Origin of the sequence: Flavobacterium ardleyense, from assembly GCF_033547075.1 — a bacterium.
In the GTDB taxonomy this organism is placed as follows: Bacteria; Bacteroidota; Bacteroidia; order Flavobacteriales; family Flavobacteriaceae; genus Flavobacterium; species Flavobacterium ardleyense_A.
This window is the reverse complement of sequence record NZ_CP137891.1, coordinates 2,509,991-2,531,339: the sequence shown is the minus strand read 5'-3', so window position 1 is coordinate 2,531,339 and position 21,349 is coordinate 2,509,991. Positions and strand designations below refer to the sequence as shown.

At 36.0% G+C, this 21,349-nt stretch carries 16 protein-coding genes; 11 read left to right on the top strand and 5 right to left on the bottom strand.

Going from position 1 to position 21,349, the window contains the following annotated elements; genetic code table 11:
- The first annotated feature begins 18 nt into the window (after positions 1 to 18).
- From pfkA to SBO79_RS10945, 3 genes are all read left to right on the top strand, one after another.
- Positions 19 to 1,005 (top strand): 6-phosphofructokinase, encoded by a 987-nt coding sequence (pfkA, locus tag SBO79_RS10955; protein WP_318640440.1) that lies wholly within the window; start codon positions 19 to 21, stop codon positions 1,003 to 1,005.
- Between the two features lie 32 nt (positions 1,006 to 1,037).
- Positions 1,038 to 2,042, top strand: a complete 1,005-nt coding sequence (gene gap / locus SBO79_RS10950; protein WP_318640439.1) for a type I glyceraldehyde-3-phosphate dehydrogenase — start codon at positions 1,038 to 1,040, stop codon at positions 2,040 to 2,042.
- A gap of 200 nt (positions 2,043 to 2,242) precedes the next feature.
- Positions 2,243 to 3,094 carry an N-acetylglucosamine kinase gene (locus tag SBO79_RS10945; protein ID WP_318640438.1) on the top strand — a complete coding sequence of 284 codons (852 nt, stop codon included), beginning with the start codon at positions 2,243 to 2,245 and terminating at the stop codon, positions 3,092 to 3,094.
- A gap of 217 nt (positions 3,095 to 3,311) precedes the next feature.
- Here SBO79_RS10945 and SBO79_RS10940 read toward each other — a convergent pair whose 3' ends face one another.
- Both SBO79_RS10940 and SBO79_RS10935 read right to left on the bottom strand, forming a co-directional pair.
- Entirely contained in the window at positions 3,312 to 3,692 is a 381-nt protein-coding gene (locus SBO79_RS10940; RefSeq protein WP_318640437.1) for a Rid family detoxifying hydrolase, read from the bottom strand.
- Positions 3,693 to 3,714: 22 nt separating this feature from the next.
- Positions 3,715 to 6,381, bottom strand: coding sequence for a putative LPS assembly protein LptD (locus SBO79_RS10935; protein ID WP_318640436.1), 2,667 nt, complete (start codon positions 6,379 to 6,381; stop codon positions 3,715 to 3,717).
- A 134-nt stretch (positions 6,382 to 6,515) separates the two neighbouring features.
- Between SBO79_RS10935 and SBO79_RS10930 the strand changes: the two genes are divergently transcribed.
- The 8 genes from SBO79_RS10930 (at position 6,516) to SBO79_RS10895 (ending at position 15,972) form a co-directional block, all read left to right on the top strand.
- Positions 6,516 to 7,667 (top strand): N-acetylmuramoyl-L-alanine amidase family protein, encoded by a 1,152-nt coding sequence (locus SBO79_RS10930; RefSeq protein WP_318640435.1) that lies wholly within the window; start codon positions 6,516 to 6,518, stop codon positions 7,665 to 7,667.
- Positions 7,668 to 7,724: 57 nt separating this feature from the next.
- Positions 7,725 to 8,708 (top strand): MlaD family protein, encoded by a 984-nt coding sequence (locus tag SBO79_RS10925; protein WP_318640434.1) that lies wholly within the window; start codon positions 7,725 to 7,727, stop codon positions 8,706 to 8,708.
- 8 nt (positions 8,709 to 8,716) lie between these two features.
- Positions 8,717 to 10,045, top strand: a complete 1,329-nt coding sequence (locus SBO79_RS10920) for a 4Fe-4S dicluster domain-containing protein (protein ID WP_318640433.1) — start codon at positions 8,717 to 8,719, stop codon at positions 10,043 to 10,045.
- A 71-nt stretch (positions 10,046 to 10,116) separates the two neighbouring features.
- Positions 10,117 to 10,908 (top strand): (Fe-S)-binding protein, encoded by a 792-nt coding sequence (locus SBO79_RS10915; protein ID WP_318640432.1) that lies wholly within the window; start codon positions 10,117 to 10,119, stop codon positions 10,906 to 10,908.
- Positions 10,909 to 10,940: 32 nt separating this feature from the next.
- Positions 10,941 to 11,423 (top strand): ABC transporter ATPase, encoded by a 483-nt coding sequence (locus tag SBO79_RS10910; protein ID WP_318640431.1) that lies wholly within the window; start codon positions 10,941 to 10,943, stop codon positions 11,421 to 11,423.
- Positions 11,424 to 11,441: 18 nt separating this feature from the next.
- Complete coding sequence (locus SBO79_RS10905) at positions 11,442 to 14,354, top strand: serine hydrolase domain-containing protein (RefSeq protein WP_318640430.1); 2,913 nt, start codon at positions 11,442 to 11,444, stop codon at positions 14,352 to 14,354.
- Between the two features lie 59 nt (positions 14,355 to 14,413).
- On the top strand, positions 14,414 to 15,547 hold the full coding sequence (gene bshA / locus SBO79_RS10900; protein ID WP_318640429.1) for an N-acetyl-alpha-D-glucosaminyl L-malate synthase BshA: 1,134 nt from the start codon (positions 14,414 to 14,416) through the stop codon (positions 15,545 to 15,547).
- On the top strand, positions 15,544 to 15,972 hold the full coding sequence (locus tag SBO79_RS10895; RefSeq protein ID WP_318640428.1) for a protease complex subunit PrcB family protein: 429 nt from the start codon (positions 15,544 to 15,546) through the stop codon (positions 15,970 to 15,972). The genes bshA and SBO79_RS10895 overlap by 4 nt, the downstream gene beginning before the upstream one ends.
- 210 nt (positions 15,973 to 16,182) lie before the next feature.
- On the opposite strand, the gene SBO79_RS10890 is transcribed toward SBO79_RS10895, so the two are convergent.
- The 3 genes from SBO79_RS10890 to SBO79_RS10880 form a co-directional block, all read right to left on the bottom strand.
- Positions 16,183 to 17,766, bottom strand: a complete 1,584-nt coding sequence (locus tag SBO79_RS10890; RefSeq protein WP_318640427.1) for an FMN-binding glutamate synthase family protein — start codon at positions 17,764 to 17,766, stop codon at positions 16,183 to 16,185.
- Between the two features lie 769 nt (positions 17,767 to 18,535).
- The gene (locus tag SBO79_RS10885) at positions 18,536 to 19,132 is read right to left on the bottom strand and encodes a 3'-5' exonuclease family protein (RefSeq protein ID WP_318640426.1); all 597 of its coding nucleotides are present in this window, start codon (positions 19,130 to 19,132) and stop codon (positions 18,536 to 18,538) included.
- A gap of 1 nt (position 19,133) precedes the next feature.
- The gene (locus SBO79_RS10880) at positions 19,134 to 21,041 is read right to left on the bottom strand and encodes a DUF294 nucleotidyltransferase-like domain-containing protein (RefSeq protein WP_318640425.1); all 1,908 of its coding nucleotides are present in this window, start codon (positions 21,039 to 21,041) and stop codon (positions 19,134 to 19,136) included.
- Positions 21,042 to 21,349: the final 308 nt, after the last annotated feature.

The following is a 21,349-nucleotide window of genomic DNA, read 5'->3' as shown; positions in this document are numbered from 1 at the left end:
CTATATTCAAAAAATTAGATGGATAAGAAAATTAAAAAAATTGGCGTTCTAACCTCAGGCGGTGACTCACCTGGAATGAATGCTGCAATTCGTGCAGTAGTGCGAACTTGTGCTTATCATGGACTACAATGTCAAGGAATTTACAGAGGCTTTCAAGGACTTTTAGAAGGTGATTTTATAGAATTAGGACCACGATCTGTAAACAACATCATCAACAAAGGGGGCACAATGCTCAAGTCAGCGCGATGTAAAGAATTTATGGAAAAAGAAGGTCGTGAAAAGGCTTACCAACATTTAAAGGACGCCAACATTGATGCACTTGTTGTCATTGGAGGCGATGGAAGTTTTAAAGGTGCAACTACTTTGCACAAAGAAACTAATATTCCAATTATTGCAATTCCTGGAACGATTGACAATGATATTTTTGGCACTACACACACATTAGGATATGACACCGCACTAAACACCGTGGTCGAAGTTATTGACAAAATTCGCGATACCGCAAGTTCTCATAACCGCCTTTTCTTGGTCGAAGTGATGGGCAGAGATTGTGGTCACATCGCCTTAAATGCAGGAATTGGAGCAGGAGCAGAGGAGATACTGATTCCCGAAGAAAATTTGGGGGTAGAGAGACTTTTAGAGTCGCTTCGCCGCAGTAAAGAATCGGGCAAATCTTCTAGCATTGTCGTAATATCCGAAGGTGGCAAAATAGGAAAAACCGTGTTCGAACTTAAAGAGTATGTCGAAGAAAACCTAAGCGAATACGACGTCCGAGTTTCCGTTTTAGGGCATATGCAAAGAGGTGGCGCACCATCTTGTTTTGATAGAGTTTTGGCAAGCAGGTTTGGAGTAAAAGCTGTAGAATCACTAATGGAAGGCAAATCTAACTTTATGGTTGGCCTACGCAATGATCAAATAGAATTAGTGCCCTTAGAGAAAGCCATCAAAGGAAGTACAAAAGTGGATATGGAATTATTGAGGGTCTCAGATATTATGTCCACATAAAATATTATATTTAAATAAAAAAAATAAAAATTATGGCAAAAGTTCAATTAGGAATAAATGGTTTTGGAAGAATCGGTCGGCTTGTTTTACGTGAAACCTTTGATCGTAATGATGCCGAAGTAGTTGCTATCAATGATCTTTTGGCGGTAGATCACCTCGCATATTTATTAAAATACGATTCTGTTCACGGCCGTTTTAATCATAAAGTAGAAGTTAAAGACGATAAGTTATACATCGATGACAAATATATTAGAACTACGACTGAAAAAGACCCTACGCTATTGAAGTGGGACCAAGTAGGTGCAGAAATTGTTATGGAATGTACTGGACTTTTCACCACTAAGGAATCCGCCGCGGCGCATATTACAGGTGGAGCCAAAAAAGTGGTTATTTCTGCCGCTTCAAAGGATGCACCTATGTTTGTAATGGGCGTTAATCATCAGGATGCAAAAGCCGAAGATACTGTGGTGTCCAACGCATCTTGCACCACAAACTGCTTGGCACCATTGGCAAAAATCCTGAACGACGAGTTCGGAATTGTCGAAGGTTTAATGACTACAATTCACGCCGTTACAGCATCGCAACTCTGCGTAGATGGCGCCTCCAAAAAAGATTTTCGCGGTGGCCGATCTGCCTTAAATAATATTATACCAGCTTCTACTGGCGCTGCAATTGCGGTGGGAAAAGTAATTCCTGAACTAAAAGGCAAATTGACTGGAATGGCAATGAGAGTACCGGTTTTGGATGTTTCGGCAGTAGATTTAACCGTAAAATTGGCCAAGGAAACTTCCTACGATCAAATAATGCAAGTGCTCAAAAAAGCATCAGAAACCAATTACAAAGGAATTTTGGGCTATACCGAAGATCTTGTAGTATCACAGGATTTTGTCTCCGATCCGCGCACATCGATCATCGATGCCAAGGCGGGAATTGAACTGAATTCTACATTTTTCAAAATCATTTCTTGGTACGATAACGAATACGGTTTTTCGGCCAAAATGATCGATTTGGCAGTGCTGATTTCCAAATTAAAATAAATTTTCTTAGGAGCTTTATCCCGCTATTCTCTACAATCCGGCATTGCTATTTGCCGTAGCAGATGGCGGGACAGGAGCTTCCGTTGGTCGCTCTGTACCGCCACTGCTACAAGAAGGCAAATGGCAATGCCGGGATTTCCGTTTCTATCGGGGCTAGGGATTCACGTTTTTATTACCAATTTTTGTTTCAAAAAACTATTATGAAATTAATCGTCGACAGCGGATCAACCAAAGCTGATTGGATTGCAATTGACAATTCGGGAACTGTAATTTTCACCACTCAAACCCTCGGATTAAATCCCGAAATTTTAAACCAAGAATCAATTCTAAGCCGAATCAACGAACGTTTTGATATCTCGCAGAATAGAGAAAAAGTTTCTCATCTTTTCTTCTACGGCGCAGGCTGCGGTACTGATAGGATGAAGAAATTCTTAGCTCAAATTCTAGAAAAATATTTTGCCAATGCAGTAGTATCGGTTCACGAAGATACCTATGCAGCAATCTACGCCACTTGTGGATTGGATGAGAAAGCAATTGTAAGCATTCTCGGCACAGGTTCCAATTGCAGTTATTATGACGGCCAAGAAGTACATCAAAAAGTACAATCTCTCGGCTATATCGCAATGGACGATTGCAGCGGAAACTTCTTTGGTAGACAATTAATTCGCTCCTATTACTTTAATAAAATGCCTTCCAACTTAGCCGTAATTTTGGCTGAGGAATATGATCTCGATGCCGATTCAGTCAAACATAACTTATACAAAGAGGCCAATCCAAATGCATATCTGGCAACTTATGCCAAATTTCTGATAGAAAATAAAGAGCATCCTTACTTGCAAAATATGATTCTCGAGAACATCGAGTCATTTTTGGAAAATTACATCAAACAATATGACAACTTTAGAGAAGTACCTCTGCACTTCGTAGGATCTATTGCGTTCTATCTTAAAGATGAATTAGAACTTGTTTTGCATAGGCACAATCTAGAATTAGGAGAAGTATATCGCAGACCAATAGATGGCTTAATCAGACATCATATAGAAAATGTATAGGATGAAGCGCTAGTTTATAAATCCCCAAGGTAGATAGTCTAAAGCGCAAATGACATAAGTTTAACGAAGTTACATTCATACAAGTCGAACTTGCCTAGTAAAAGCTAGTTTTTTTTATTAAGAAGGCAATGATAAAGTGGATAGCAGCATCAAATTTTCAAAAAAAATATGGGTATACTATTGCATACCCATATCTATATATCTTGAATAGAAGTTTTTAAACAATTGCCATCATCGAAATTTCGATATTTACGCCTCTTGGCAAACCCGCAACTTGTACAGTTTCGCGCGCAGGAGCCGTTGCTTCATCAAAATACTTTCCGTACACTGCATTGATTTTTGAAAAGTTTGCCATGTCCGTGATGAAAATAGTAGTTTTTACCACATTTTCAAAGTTTGTATTTGCCGCTGTAAGCACCGCTTTTAGATTTTGCATCACCTGCTCTGTTTCAGTTTCAATACTTTCCATTTCCAGATTTCCCGTCGCAGGATTTAAAGCAACTTGTCCTGAAGTATAAACAATATTTCCAACCTGAACCGCCTGATTATAAGGTCCGATAGGTGAAGGGGCATCGTTGGTTTGAATAATTTTTTTCATATTTATATATTTAATTCAATTACTATTGTAAGATTCGGTTAGGCTGATTTCTTTTCTCCCACTTGATGTCACTTAAAACTCCCGATTTAATTCCGATAAAAAATCCCCAATACGCGTATTCCCCAATTGGCGACCAATTAAAATCCATACGCCAACTCAATAAATCACGTTCAAATCGAAATTGAGTTAGTGTGACACCTTTTTGTACAAAATCATATCCAGTTGAGACTCCTACTTTCCATTTTGGTGTTAAATCAGTATTAACCGAAACCATTAATGAATTGCTGACAATTTTATTCTCGCGGCTTCTATTTCCGTAAGTAAGTGAGTAAGCAAAAGTTAAATCCCACGGCAGATCTGAATTAAAGAAACTAGTGATCTTTTCTTCGGTATCTTCGTCGTCGTCAAATTGACTTTTTCGAGTGTCATTTAAATCTACATTAGTACCAAAAAGATCATCTCGTCGTCCACCATTTCTAAAGCCTTGATCGTTATTATCTTTTTTAGTTTTGCTAGCATCGCGACTTGACAACGAATAGCCCATAGAAAAATTAGCGCTTGTCATCCTGAATAAACTTCCACCATTATCAATATTAAAAGTATTCAACTTCCGGCCACCATTATCAATAGCATATGGATCTAAAGTTGCTCCAAAGTTAACCTGCATCTTGTCTTTCAGCAGCGTTGTTCCGCCCGAAACGCTCAGCGGTGACCAAGCAAGTGTATCGGCAGCAACATTGTAACTACCTCTAAAGCTGAGACTATTTAGTAAAGAAATCTTTCTAGGAGTGGTCTTTGTCGGATCTTTATCTTTTACTTTTGCCTCGAAAGTATTAGTTAAATTATAACTAATTTGACTTGACATATTGTTTCCAGGCGCCCCGTACGTACTTCCTTCAAATCTTGAAAACTTTCTGAAATCAGTACCTGTTCCATCATAGTCATATTCGTCATAATACTGGTCATAACTAGGAGCATAACTATAAGTAAGAGACGGTTTCATGACATGCCTGATGGCTTGAATATTACTATCAGCATTAAAATTAAATGTTCCATAAATAACTGTCGCTAAAGTTTGGGACAATGAATAGGTTCTAAAGGCGTCAAAACCATTCACTCTTTCAGTGACAACCTTATTTTCAAAAGGATCATAAATCTTATTTATAGTATTTAAAGTCCAGGTTTCTTGATAATTAAAAGTTGATGTGGCACTAAAATGTTTTAGAAGTTTAAAATTCGTGCTTAATGGAATATTATGCTGCATACCAACATTTGCATCTTTAAACATCTGCTTGGTAAAAAACAAGGAGTCATTTGTAGATATACTATTTCTAGCATTTGCGCTATATTGTAAGTTTATATTTTTAAAAAACCCTTTTTTGATGCCGTCCTTCGGAGCAAATGGGAAAATTCTGTCGACACTTAACTGAAACGTAGGCAAGGTCATGTCAATTTGTTCAGTCTGCGTATTTTGTTGATGGGTCGCGGTTAAAGACATATTAACCTGCGGTAATGTATTAAAAGTTTTGCTATAATTAACAGATGAACTTAATGTATTATTTAGCGGCGATCCAACATTGGCTTGATTGATTGATTGTTGAAAATATTTACTACTTCCCAAATTGACCGATGCCATAAAGCGGCTACTAGGATTGGATTTTAAATCTTTCATATGCGACCACTGCACATTATAAATAGTACCTTTTGAATAATCTGGAAATCCACGCTCACTGCTAATCAAATTCTCAAAACGCACATTAAATATTCCGCTAAAGGCATACCTCTTGGCATAATTTGTTTCTGCGCGCAATCCATAACTACCATTGGTATAATAATCTGCCAGAACGGCCAAATCATAATGATCGCCTAAGGCAAAATAATAACCTAAATTTTGTAGAGAGAATCCACGTTCTTGCGAGTCTCCGTAGGAAGGTATTAAAATTCCTGAAGTACTTTTCTCAGACATTGGAAAAAACGCAAAGGGCAGCGCAAGTGGAGTTGGGACATCTGCAATGACCATATTTGTAAAACCAACTACAACTTTTTTGCCCGGTACTAATTTTACTTTTCTAGTTTGAAAATAATATTCTGGGTTATCAATATCTTTTGCGGTAGTAAAAATCGCATTCTGCATATAGTAAACGGAGTCACTTTCTTTTTTTGTAACTGCAGCTTTTATATTAAAGTCGCCTTGATTTGTTCGGCTATTATAGACGAGTGCCTTTTTTGTTTTAAAGTTAAATCGGATTGAATCGGGAGTTACGACATTTGCTCCTTGCTTAAAAACGGGATTTTGTGTGAGTTTTCCGGTCGAATCTTTTATTCTTCCCGCATAGATTTCGTCTTTCTCATAATTCATGACGATTTTTCCGGCGGTCAGTTCGATGTCTTTATAATAAAGCTCAGCCTTATTATAGAGTGTCAGTAACTTCTTTTTCTGATCAATTGTAGTATAATCTTCTGCTTTATACTTTATTTTTCCATCTAAGAAAGTCTTGGCAGGTTTTAGTGTATCTTTTTTGATAGAATCGGTTACAGTACCAAGTTTTACTTCAATAACTTTACTATCAGTCTTTTGTATTGCAGGAGCATCAAGCTTTTGCGTTCTTGTTTCTTGAGCGTACATTTTTGCAGAACCTATTGTTAGGAAAAATGCTAATAAAACGATATTAAATAAGTTTGTGTGCAAAGGTTTAAATGCTATTTTTGTAAAAGTATGGTGTAGTTTTTGGAGTGTCAAACTTACAGATTATTTTTGTCCAAAAATAATCAAAATATATTTTTATAATCGAGGGTTCTCAATTAAATTAACTTTTACTTTCTATGTCTATCAAAAATAAAATTCAATTAGCTTTCTTATTTATAGTTTTTGCAGCTGGAAGCAATGCCAATGCACAGTCATCAAAATTTAAAGTTGTCCTTGATGCCGGACACGGCGGGAAGGATTATGGTGCATTATACAATGGCCACATTGAAAAAAACATCGCTTTAGCGGTTGTGCAAAAAGTAGGGAAAATTTTAGAAAAAGATAAATCGATCGAAGTTATTTACACTCGTAAAACAGACGTTTTTATTGAACTTATTGAGCGTACAAATATCGCTAATAAAGCTGATGCAAATATATTTGTCTCTATTCACTGCAATGCAACAAGCAATACTTCTGCTTTTGGTACAGAAACGTTTGTCATGGGAGTTACGAAAAACGCATCGAATTTAGAAGCAGCAAAAAAGGAAAACCAAGTTGTTACTTTGGAACCTGACTATAAGGAAAAATATGAAGGGTATGACCCAAAATCGCCTGAGACATTAATTGGGATGACTTTAATGCAAGAAGAGTACCTCTTAAACAGTATTGATCTTGCTTCAAAAATACAAGATAATTTTACTGACAATCTAAAAAGGAAAAATCGCGGAGTAAAGCAAGCTCAGTTTCTTGTTTTGCACAAAGCCTATATGCCAAGAGTTTTGGTTGAAATGGGTTTTATTTCGAATGATGCCGAAGGTAAATATCTAGATTCAGATGGGGGCCAAGATGATGTTGCAGAGGCAATTGCTTCGGCGATTGTGAATTACAAGAAAGCTTATTACGGATCTGGAGCGGTGGTGGAAGAAGTAAGACCATCACAAAAAATTGAAAGTAAACCAGCTACAAGGCAACCAGTAAAGGAGGTTGCTGAGACAAAAGCTGAGCCAAAGCCTGTCGCTGCGCCAGCAAGTACAAAAGGAGTTGTTTTTAAAATTCAACTAGCTGTAAGTGGAACAAAACTCGAAACTACTCCGTATAATTTTAAAGGATTGAATCAAATATCAATGGAGCCAGTTAATAATCTGTACAGATATATGTATGGAGAAGCAGATTCTTATGAAGAAGCCAAAGTATTATTAGCACAAGCTAAAGAAAAGGGCTACACAACGGCATTTGTAATTGCATACAAGGACGGTAAAAAAGTCACGGTGCAAGAAGCAATGAAATAAGGAATCCATTATTTAATTTATTGTTCTAAATTTGTCAAATAAAAAAAAAATCTACCATTGAAATTAACTAGAGAAATAAAAACAGCAATATTGGTTATAAGTTCCATTTTATTATTTATTTGGGGTTATAGCTTTCTACAAGGACGTGATTTGCTGTCAAATCATAAATTGTTATATGCCAAATACGATAATGTAGAAGGTCTTGTAGTTTCAGCTCCAGTGACTATTAATGGCTTTGTAATTGGAAAAGTACGATCGATTGTGCTCGACAACAATACGGGCAAGTTAGTAATAGAAATGCAGATAGATAGTGATTTTCCAATTGCTAAAACTAGCGTGGTAAATATCTACGAACCAGGATTGATTGGTGGAAAGCAAATTCAAATTGTTCCAAATCTTGATGATACAACCCTTGTTAGTAGTGGAGATTACTTAGCGAGCGGCGTTGTGCCTGGTCTTACATCTTTAGTTGGCGATAGATTATCTCCTCTTCAAGATAAAATAGAAAAGGCTGTGGTAAGCGCAGATTCAGTACTTGTAAATATTAATACATTATTGGACCCTGCAACCAAAGCTCATTTCAAGGCTAGTATGGCCAATTTAAATGCTACACTTTTAGAATTTAAGGGTGCAAGTCAGAGTGTAAATGCGATGCTAGCAGAAAATAGAAGTAAGATAGGAAATGCAGTTTCCAATTTTGATCATACCTCAAAAAACCTCGCAAAAGTTTCGGATTCTCTTTCCAAAATTAATTTTAATAAGTCAGTCCGCTCACTAGAGAACTCATTAGCTAAAGTAAATAGTCTTATGACAGACGTTGAATCAGGAAAAGGTACTTTGGGTAAACTGATGAAGGACGAGAAAGTTTATGATAATCTTGAAGGAGCTTCTCGTGAACTTGAGCAATTATTGAGCGACCTAAAACGCAACCCAAAACGATATGTGCATTTTTCACTTTTTGGAAAAAAAGCGAAAGAATATAAGCCATTACCTGAAGAGGAAAAGGTAGAAGTAGAAATTGATACAATAACAAATAATTAATTCTGATAATGGCATACTTAGATAATATACTTTTTGTTATTCTACTTGCTTGTGGCTTTGGGTTTTTCGCTATGAGTGTCAAGAAAATCATTCGTAATATCAAACTCGGTCAGGATATTAACCGAAGTGATAATCCCGCGGCGCGATGGGCAAATATGGCACTAATTGCCTTAGGTCAACAAAAGATGGTAAAAAAACCTGTTGCTGGTTTGCTTCACATTATAGTGTATCTAGGTTTTATTATAATTAATATAGAACTTCTGGAAATTATCATTGATGGAATTTTCGGAACGCACAGAATTTTTGGCTCAATGGGGATGGCTTATAATTTTCTCATAGCATCATTTGAAATTCTCGCTGTGCTTGTCCTTGTATCTGTAATCATTTTTTTAGTAAGACGAAATATCATAAAGCTAAAAAGATTTATTCACTCAGATCTAAAAGGCTGGCCTCATGATGATGCCAATTATATTCTATATTTTGAAATTGTTTTGATGTCTTTATTTTTATTAATGAATGCAGCCGATTATCATCTACAATTTAAGGATTTAGAGCACTACAGACAAGTTGGATCTTTTCCCATTAGTCAATTTATAGCGCCACTATTTGATGGATTAAGCGTAAGTATGGTGATACTTTTAGAAAGAACTTTTTGGTGGGCACATATTACCGGAATTTTAATCTTTATGAATTACCTCTACTATTCAAAACATCTTCACATACTTCTTGCATTTCCAAATACGTATTTTGCAAATTTAGAGCCTCTTGGAAAATTTAAAAACTCCGCTGCCGTCACTGCTGAAGTTAAAATGATGATGGATCCAAGCATTGATCCATTTGCAGCGCCTCCCGCTGATACAGTTGTAGAAGCTCCTGCAAAATTTGGTGCAAGTGATGTTCAAGATCTTAACTGGGTTCAACTATTAAACGCTTATACTTGTACAGAGTGCGGAAGATGTACAGACGCTTGTCCAGCAAATATGACAGGCAAAAAATTGTCTCCTCGTAAGATAATGATGGATACAAGGGACAGATTACAGGAAGTGGGAAAAAATATAGACGCAAATAAAGGAGTTTTTGTTCCAGATAATAAAACGCTTCTCAACGATTATATTACTCCCGAAGAATTATGGGCGTGCACATCTTGTAATGCTTGCGTTGAAGAGTGCCCAGTAAACATTAATCCATTATCAATTATTATGGATATGAGGCAGTTTCTTGTCATGGAGCAAAGTGCAGCTCCAGCGCCAATTAATACGATGTTTTCTACAATTGAAAATAACGGTGCAGCTTGGGCTTACAATCAGCAAGATAGATTAAATTGGAAAGACGAGTAAAGTAAAATTTCTCTCGCAAAAAATTTAAAAAAGTATGGCAATTCAATTTGCTGGACTATAAAAATATTACAATGTCAGAAAAATTAATAGTGCCTACAATGGCCGAAATGCTTGCCGCCGGAAAACAGCCCGAAGTATTATTTTGGGTGGGTTGTATGGGAAGCTTCGATGATCGTGCTAAAAAGATAACGAAAGCATTTGTAAAAATACTTAATAGATCAAATGTGTCGTTTGCTGTATTAGGTACAGAAGAAAGTTGTACTGGAGATCCAGCGAAACGTGCGGGAAACGAGTTCTTGTTTCAAATGCAAGCAATGATGAACATTGAAGTGTTGAATGCATATGAAGCTAAGAAAATTGTTACAGCATGCCCCCATTGTTTTAATACTATAAAAAATGAATACCCTGAACTAGGTGGTACTTACGAAATTGTGCATCATACCGAATTTCTTAAATCATTACTCGATGATGGAAGACTGACTATTGAAGGTGGACAGTTTAAAGGAAAAAAAATTACTTTTCATGATCCATGTTACTTAGGGCGTGCAAATAATGTCTATGAAGCTCCTCGAGATTTGATTATGAAATTGGATGCTGAATTGGTCGAGATGAAACGATCAAAGAAAAACGGTCTTTGTTGTGGAGCAGGAGGTGCGCAAATGTTTAAAGATGCCGAGCCAGGAAATAAAGAAGTTAATATTGAACGCACAGAGGAAGCATTAGATCTTCAGCCAGAAATTATTGCTGCAGGATGTCCTTTCTGTACTACAATGCTTACTGATGGTGTAAAGGCTAAAAATAAAGAACAAGATGTCAAGATTATGGACATTGCCGAACTTATTGCAAATGCAGCTGACCTATAGAAGTTAGCGCAAATTACTAAAAAATTATACTTATGTACGTTCCATTTGAAAATCTCCCCGAAGAATCTAAGGTTTGGATCTACCAATCTAATCGAAAATTTTCTGATGAAGAATTTGCAGAAATCGAGAAAGATCTAAAAAATTACCTCGAAGGTTGGAGTGCACATGGCGTGAGCCTTGAAGCTTCTTATCAGTTAAAATATAATAGATTTATCGTCCTTGCGGTAAATCAGGAAGTTCAAGCTGCCACGGGTTGCTCGATTGACGATTCAGTACGATTTATACAAGAATTGGAGAAAAAATATGACGTGGATTTGCTGGACAAGATGAATGTGACCTTTAAGTCTGGAGATCACATAGCACACAAATCATTGGCTGAATTTAAAAAAATGGCTAAAGAAAAGTCGGTTTCCGGTAATACAATAGTATTTAATAATTTGGTCAATGATCTTGGCGAATTTAATGAATACTGGGAAGTGCCGGCAATTGACAGCTGGCACAGCAGATTCTTTTAAAAAAAAACTTACTAAAATATGCGCATCTTATTAATAGCATTACTATTTGTAGTGCAATATTCTTTTGCGCAGCTTCGCGTAAAAGTTCCACAACAAAAGAGAACACCCGAAACCATTTGGGTAGACAGTTTATATAATCAAATGACCTTGGACGAACGTATCGGGCAACTCTTCATGATTGCCGCTTACTCCAATAAAGATACCGTTCACGAAAATCGAATTGCACGACTGGTAAAGAATTATAAAATTGGTGGCGTGATATTTTTTCAAGGCGGACCGGTTAGACAAGCAAATCTTACAAATCGATATCAGTCTTTGTCAAAAGTTCCATTATTTGTTGGAATTGACGCAGAATGGGGGTTGTCTATGAGATTGGATTCTGTGGCGAGATTTCCGTGGAATATGACTTTGGGTGCGATTCAAAATTTAGATCTCATTACTAAAGTGGGTGATGCTTATGGCGCAGAAAGCAAAAGAATGGGTGTACATTTTAATTTTGCTCCTGTTCTTGATATTAATACTAATCCCCTGAATCCAATTATTGGAACTCGATCTTTTGGTGAAGATAAAGTAAATGTCACTAAAAGGGCTTCGGCACTTATGCGGGGAATTCAACGACAAGGCGTATTTGCTACCGGAAAACATTTTCCAGGCCATGGTGATACTTCGGTTGATTCGCATTATACATTGCCGGTGGTAAAATTTACCAAAGAGAGGCTCGAAAGCACCGAGTTTTATCCGTACAAAAAACTTTTTAAGGAAGGTCTTGCTTCGGTCATGGTAGCGCATTTGCAAGTTCCCGCTCTGGAACCACGAGAAAATTACCCAACTTCGCTTTCTTACAACGTGGTAACGAATGTGTTGCAAAAAGAATTAGGCTTTAAAGGTCTGATCTTTACGGATGCGCTAAATATGAAAGGTGCATCAAATTTTAAACAGCCAGGAGACATAGATTTAGAAGCTTTATTAGCTGGGAATGATATTTTATTATTCGCAGAAGATGTTCCTTTGGCACTGGAGAAAATTTGTGTAGCCTATCAAGATTCTATCTTAACCGAAGAGCGCTTGGAACATTCTGTAAAAAAAATATTAAAATACAAATATAAAGTAGGTCTTGATCACTATCATCCCATTAACACCAACAATCTTTTTAATGATTTAAACAATCTAAAAAATGAAGCTCTTCAATATGAATTGTACGAAAATGCAGTAACAGTCATAAAAAATAATAAAAGCATTCTGCCGATAGAGAAATTGGAAAACGAACGCATTGCTTATGTAAAATTGGGTGATGATAATCAAAGTCCATTTGTAGAGACTTTAAAAAAGTATACCGAAGTAACTGAAATTGACGAAAAAAATATTGATACGTTACTGCTGCGCCTAAAAGATTTTACTAAGGTAATTATTGGCTTTCATAAAGCTGATGGTGCTTGGAAAAAACATGATTTTAAAAATTCTGAGATAGCCACGCTTGATGCAATTGCAAAATCAAATTCGGTAATCTTAGATATTTTCGCAAAACCATATTCCTTGATGCCCATTAAAAATTTTTCCAATATCGATGCAATTATTATCTCGTATCAAAACACAGATATATCGCAAATTGTATCTGCCCAATTAATTTTTGGAGCAATTGAAGCTAAGGGGAAGTTGCCAGTTTCTATAAATAAAATTTTTGCAGTTAATGATGGTTTGACCACAAAAAAATTAAACAGACTTGGATTTACCGCTCCGGAAAATGTTGGAATGAGCTCAACCGTTTTATCAAAAATTGATCAGATTGCACAAAAAGCAATTGACAAAAAGATGACACCTGGTGCACAGATATTGGTGGCGAGACGTGGTAAAGTAATTTTTCAAAAATCGTACGGAACTCATACTTACGATAGATCAATTAAAGTGACAAACGATGATATTTATGATGTTGCATCAGTTACGAAAGTTGCAGCAACTCTTCCCAATATTATTCAACTATTTGATACCAATGTTTTGACTGCAGATAGCAAGTTAGGGGATATGTTGCCACAACTAAAAAAGACGAATAAATCTAATATAGATTTAAAACGTTTATTAACACATTCGGCTGGTTTACAGGCGTGGATGCCTTTCTATAAAAAGACTTTGGATGATAAGGGAATGCCACTAGATAAATATTACAAGCATAGTTACTCAGCTGACTTTGCCATGCAAGTTGCCGAAAATTTGTACATTAGAAATGATTATAGAGATACTATTTTAAAATTTATCGCCGATAGTCCTCTAACTGGCGACAATAAATACAAATACAGCGATTTTGCATTTATTATACTTAAAAACTATTTGGAGCAAAGAAGCGGAAAATCCTTGGATAAATTGAGTGACGAGAAATTCTATAAAATTTTAGGAATGAACAATACACTATTCAATCCGCTACAAAAGTTTGATATGAGTAGAATTCCTCCAACCGAAAATGATACTTACTACAGGCATCAAACTATTCAGGGTTATGTGCATGATATGGAAGCTGCCATGGAAGGTGGAGTTGGTGGTCATGCAGGATTATTTTCAAATTCAATGGACCTTGCCAAGTTAATGCAGATGTATTTACAGAAAGGAAATTATGGAAATCACCAATTCTTTTCAGAAAAGACTTTCGACACTTTTAACAAACAGATTTATGCAGATATGCGTAATCGTCGTGGACTTGGCTTTGATAAACCTCAGTTTCCTGGCGATTCAGGTCCGACCTGCAATTGCGTTTCTACCGAAAGTTTTGGTCACACAGGCTTTACCGGTACAATGGTTTGGGCAGATCCTGTAACTGACATTGTGTACATTTTTCTTTCCAATAGAACATTTCCAAACTCAGAAGTAAATAATCTCAGTAGAGAAAATATTCGCGAAGACATACAGAAGATTATACAACAGTCTATAATTATACACAACTAAAAATTTCGAACTTATTTTGTAAAAAATAGTTTGACATTTTAATTTTTGAATAGAAGCACATGAAAATAGCAATTGTATGTTATCCAACATTTGGAGGGAGTGGCGTAGTAGCAACTGAATTAGGTTTAGAACTTGCAAAAAGAGGACACGAAGTACATTTTATTACCTACAGTCAGCCGGTACGATTGGCTCTGCTAGGACCTAATGTTCATTATCACGAGGTGAATGTTCCGGAATACCCTTTGTTTCATTATCAACCTTATGAGTTGGCCTTGTCCAGCAAACTGGTTGATATGGTAAAATTGTATGATATTGAAATTCTACATGTACACTATGCTATTCCGCACGCATATGCTGGTTACATGGCAAAGCAAATGTTAAAGGATGAAGGAATCGAAATTCCGATGGTTACAACGTTGCACGGGACAGATATAACTCTGGTAGGAAATCATCCTTTTTACAAACCAGCGGTATGCTTTAGCATTAACAAGTCGGATGTGGTTACTTCTGTGTCTGAAAGTTTGAAGCAGCAAACCTACGACTTGTTCAACATCACGAAAGAGATTCACGTTATTCCCAATTTTATTGAACTCAATAATAACATCAACGACCCTACGATTCCTTGCATGCGCTCTGCCATTGCAAAAAGTAGTGAGCGCATTATTACGCACGTAAGTAATTTTCGAAAAGTAAAAAGAATACCAGATGTTGTCAAGATTTTTGCAAAAATTCAAGAAAAAATACCTGCCAAATTATTGATGGTTGGTGATGGTCCTGAAAAAGCGGCGGCCGAAGAATTGTGTCGTAAGTTAGGTATTTTAGATAAAGTTCTCTTTCTGGGAAATAGTAACGAAGTAGATCAAATCTTAAGTTATACCGATTTATTTTTACTTCCATCAGAAACAGAAAGCTTCGGACTTGCTGCATTAGAAGCGATGGCTTGGAGTGTTCCAGTTATTTCTAGTAATTCGGGAGGTCTGCCGGAAGTGAATATTGATGGAATTTCGGGTTTTTTGAGTCCGGTAGGGGACGTAGATTCAATGGCTGCAAATGCACTGTCAATTTTAGAAGACGAAGTTACTCTTGCTCAATTTAAGGCAAATGCACTAAAAATCGCCAAGACTTTTGATATTATAAACATATTACCTTTATACGAAGATCTTTACAAAAAAGTTTTAAATAAAGAATTATGAAAAAAGTAGCTATATTATTAAGTGGTATTTTTATCGTAGCCTGCTCGTCGCAAAAAAATCAAAAAGATTCGAAGCATCCGCTTTACGAGGTGTTATTGCAAAGCGATCAAGATGGAGCTGACATCCAATTTTACGAAATTCTATCTGAAGCTAATGAAATTACGATGCTTTTGGGTGATCCAGATTTGCGCAAAAAAATTAACGAAGACGACATAAAAACTGCAAATTTTGTAATTCTCAATATGGGCGAAAAGACATCTGCTGGATACTCAATAGGCGTAGATTCTGTGGTTGAGGAAGCTGACAAAATTATCCTGACCGTAAAGGAAAATTCTCCCCAAAAAGGAGCGATGACGGCGTCTGTGATGACTTATCCTTTTGCAATTGTTAAGATTAACTCTAAAAAGAAAATCGAAATTAAGTAAGGTTTTCTCTTTTTTTGCGAACCCCTTCGACCCGAACGTCAATGCTAGTTAGAGGCAGTACTCTGGCAATGATGAGTTCCAGAAGATCTCAGGAAAAACTTCAATGACATATTCTACAGACGATGTCTCTTGTAGAGTATTGTAAAAATAAATCATTAAAAAAGTCCGATTTGAAAATTCAAATCGGACTTTTTTAATTATGCTAGTTTATTAAAAACTTTCTGCTGTCGCTTTTTTCCAATACACTAAGAAGTCTTTTGGTACTGTATCTTCGTTAAGAAGACATCCTTTCTCAAGATCTGGATATGTCTCTGCAAAAGTCTGAATTTTGGTCCTATCAACACGCATACTCACCACACTACGATCTACATCATCAGGATGCGCGATTCCTGCTGAAGCCATAAGCTCCATTGCGCTTTTTACTGTCTCGTGTTGGAATCTTGCAACTCTCACACTTTTATCTCCAGGAACTAGTCCTTTTACCAACTTAGGATTTTGTGTAGCAATTCCAGTAGGACATGTATTTGTATGACATTCTAATGCTTGAATACATCCGAGTGCAAACATCATTCCTCGCGCCGAATTACAAAGGTCAGCTCCAGTAGACAATGTTTTAATGATATCAAAGCCAGTGATAATTTTACCACTACAAATAATTTTTACTTGATCTTTAAGGCCAAAGCCGTGGAGACAATCGTAGACAAATGCGAGTGAATCTCTCAAAGGCATCCCTACGTGATCTGAGTACTCTTGCGGCGCTGCACCTGTTCCACCTTCACCACCATCAACACTAACGTAGTCAATATAAGTTCCAGTTTGTACCATTGCTTTACAGATAGAAATAAATTCTGACTTGTTTCCAATACAAATTTTCATTCCAACTGGTTTTCCACCAGAACCTTCACGCAATACTTTGATAAAGTCCATCAATTCTAATGGAGTTTTAAAAGCTGAGTGTGAAGGAGGAGAGATAATATCTATTCCTCTTTTTACAAGACGGATTGCTGCAATCTCATCTGTAACTTTTTCTTTAGGTAAAATTCCACCGTGGCCAGGTTTTGCACCTTGCGAAAATTTTATTTCTACCATTTTTACATTGTCAAGAGTAGCTCTTTGTGCGTAATGCTCTGGAGAGAAATTTCCATCGTCGTCACGACACGAAAAATAACCTGTACCAATATTCCACACAAGATCTCCACCTTTCAATAAGTGATAGGGAGAAATTCCACCTTCACCAGTATTATGGAAGAAACCTCCTTGCTTTGCGCCATCATTAAGTGCCAAAATGGCATTCTTACTTAGGGATCCAAAACTCATCGCGCTGATATTATACAAACTAGCATCGTAAGGTTTTGTACATTGAGACGATCCAATTCTGATGCGAGGATTTGTATCTACATCTGTAAAAGGTATTGCCTTGATACTATGGTTAATCCACTGATATCCTACTTTATATACGTCTAACTGTGTACCAAATGGATTAGAATCTGTTTCTTTTTTACTTCTTTGGTAGATAAGACTTCTTTCTAAACGATTGAATGGTTTTCCATCCAAATCTGTTTCAACAAAGTATTGCCTTATTTCTGGACCTATTGATTCTAGTAAATATCTAAGACGACCTAATAGCGGAAAATTACGACGGATAGTCTTTTTTGATTGATACATATCGTACAATCCCATGATAATCAATGGCAAAAATATCAACAACAGAAAGGCAGCTTTCCAGTTGATATAAGTCATGATAGCAATTACAGCTATGGAAGTAGTACTAAAAATTACAAAAACTTTTCTCATTATAATTAATTTATATGAAACTACGTAGTTTTATTTGTTGGATAAAACTTTATTAAAAAATACATTCTTAAAACTTTAATCTATGTCCAAAATTATCGACTAATTAGCAAACTTCCACCACTTGCAAACTGTGTGCCTGTCAGTAGGTCTTTAATATATTAGCTCGCATCCTAGTTCAATTCTACCAATCTCAAAAATTAGCTTAGTGCTTTGACGCTAGTTTAGTCTATAACTTCATCTAAAATGTTTTAAATATTCTAGCTATACAGCGTCTTTATTTACTGGCATTTCAGAACGCAAATTTATAACAAACTTTAGGATAAATAGGTACGTTTTAGGAGGCATTTTAAAAAAAGCTTGTTTAACTCGGTTAAACATTTCTTAAACAAAATATAGAGGGTTCAAACGATGTATAGATAATTATGCTGGCAATTATCTGGGAGGAATACTTGAGAAAATGATTACTAAATTTATATAAATACAGTTTACTTATCCCGAATTAATGGGAATATATAGTGCTAAAAGAAATTCGGGAAATTTATTTTATTTTTTAAGGTAGTCTGCTACAAATCAAGAAATTGCTAGCCTAAGTTATTCGGGTTGATGATACGAATTATGATAGAGTATAGCTTAATACTGATTATATAAAGTCATATTTATAATATTTTATAGATAACGGTATAGACTGTACATTTACTCTAATTCTCTATTAATACATTTAAAATATTGTAAATAAAAATTATGTCAGGTGATGATCAAAGCTTAGTATCTACTGAATGTTGAGTCTTGCTTTTAATTTTAAAAATACTAATGCATTTGCGTACGCTTGCTCAAGTGCCGAATCTAATGGCGGTACTGGTATTTTAAAATCTAGAAAAATATCTTCATTCGCGACTGTTCGCTCTGTCGATTCTTTCCATTTTTTGTACATAATTTCGATATCAAGCGCATCATTTTTAAGTCTTCCACAGTGCATCTTTTCTAGAACCTCGTTGATTAATTCAAAATCATGATGGATTTTGTAGCCAACTATTGTGGCATTTCCAATAAATTCTATGAATTTTTCAAAGGCTTGTTCTTCCGACATTTTGGTCAATTTTGTATTAATCAAAAAGTCATTAGAAAGTCCTTTGTCATGCGTATATTTATATTGTAAAATCATATTCTCAAAAGTTTCTGACAATACGATTCGATTTTTTGAAACTACAATTGCTCCAAAGGAAAAAATAACATCCTCCAAAGGGTTACTTCCTGATTTGATGGTGTGAAGAATGATAAAATTGCTAGGTTTAGTATCAAATTTCGAGAGATACTTTTTCCAAAATTCAGGATATTCTTTACTTATATGTTTTAACCAGTCAAGCATATTATGAAAATTGCGTTAGTTTAAAATTGTCTTTAATCAATTCTTCGAGCTCTTTAAAAGTGGTCAGAGCTGCTTTTAATTTTTCTCGATCACTCTTAGACCAAGAATCAAGGTCAATGTATTGCCCATTATTATCGTGCTTAAATCCTTCTTGAGCCCGAAATTTCGAAATAACAATAAACGCTTCAGCACAACGATGATAAATTTCTGCGTTTTTCTTATCCACCACAGCAAGTTCTTTCAATCGAAGGTAAGTATTATTCACCCCTCGAATATTTTGACTTAAAGTAAGAAGGCGCGTAGCCTCTATAAAAGGCAGCAATCCTCTAGATTTAATATCAAACTTTCCTTTATGAATACCTTCCTCTTCAACATTAAATTTTTTGAAAAATCCAAATGCAGGAGGCTTACGGAGGGCATCATTGCCAAGATAATCAAAAAACGAATTGTTATTTTTTAGATTTGAAAATATTGTATCTGTAAGCTGCTCTTCTAAATTAGCATCGCCAAAAACTAGTTCGTAGTCAAAGAAAATAGTACTAGCTTCTTTACTTTTACCCGGATTCAACATCCATAAACTGTACATTTTTTGCCATTCTTCCAAAGATTTTGACCATAAAAGATTGCTAGCACTGTAACCATGAGGAGATTTTGGAAAACCTATTTCTTCAAGACTTACTGCCACCTTACGAGCAAGACGTATAAAGTAATCTTTTACACTGCGATACTGATCTGCACCAACATTCTGAAAAATTAGAATGCTATTCTGATCGGTTAGAAGCAACTGTTCTTTCCGGCCCTGACTTCCAATACTCAGCCAAGCAAATGGAGTAGGAGCTGATCCCATTTCAAGAATTGCATGTTCTACACATCTTTTAATTAGTGCGATGGTCACTTCTCCAGAAATTGCATTTATGTGAGACATGGGAATATTTTTTGCCAGCGAATTCTGAATCAGATCGGCCAGCTTTCCTCTTAGCTGTTTTAATTCGCGATTATCTCTAGCTTTATTTATTTCTTTAATTATAATGCCAGGATTATTGGCCTGAGCAATAATCAAGTCGCGCTGCGAAATACTTCCAACAATTTCCGAAGTATTTGAACCATCTTTGGTGACACATAAATGAGTGGCAGAAGTCGAAATTATCGACAGTTGCGCTTCAGCCAAAGAAGTATTTTCGACAACAGTTATTACAGTAGCCATAATGTTTTTTACAGCTATATCTAGAGGATATCTACCTGTCGCAATTTTACTACGAATATCCGCATCAGTAACAATACCAATGGGCAAATTGTTTTGAGATACAATTATATGGTCAGTCATATTATCAGTCATAGCTCTTGCAACCTCAATTGCAGTAGCACTAATAGGACATTGAAGTGGCGATTTGTTGTAACTGAGATTTTGAAAATATTGAATTTCACTCTTCCGATTGTCGTAATTACTTGTCACAACGCCATCAGATCCCTGCGTAGAGCTGCTGCTCACAGAAATGGTATTGGCATTAAAACGTTGTTTTACAAACTCCATAACATCTGTACTCGAATCCATAAAAGGTCTGAAGATGCTGACCGGAATAGCAAACAAAATGCTTTCTTCGCGCGCAATTGCATTGAGAAGGTAATTGCTTTTTTCAAAAAGTGGTCTAAGTCCAAATATTCCTCCCGGCGCCACTTTATTAATCATCGTTTCTTCGCCCTCGACAAGAATATTCAGGTTAATAGCACCAGAGGCAAGCATATAAAAATTGTCGTGAAGAAAATCATTGATGTTAAACACGGATTTATTTTTCTCAATATTAATAACAAAACTTCCGTTGATGATATACCGAATCTCATCAATAGTTAACGTGTTAAATGGCGGATAAATTTTAAGTATTTCGGCTAAGCGAAGTCCAACTGTGTTCATACCTGATTTGTCAAAATGCTTAGTAAAAATATACTATATATAGGACGTAAACAATAAAGATTGAGGTACATCAAAAAATTTAACGATAAGTTTTTACTTTTAAAGTAATTGATGGATTTTAAATTATGGTAAAATACTAATAATAAGTATATTAAATCTAGATATTAAAATGTTTATTGACGCCTTTTTTTGGGCGCGACCCTCGCAGAATCTTTATTTTAACATAGAAAATTTCGGTAGCTCGGGTCAGGCTGTCCACTATATCTTTGCTGCTAGAGAAGTAATTGTTAGCCTACGCATTTTCGGTG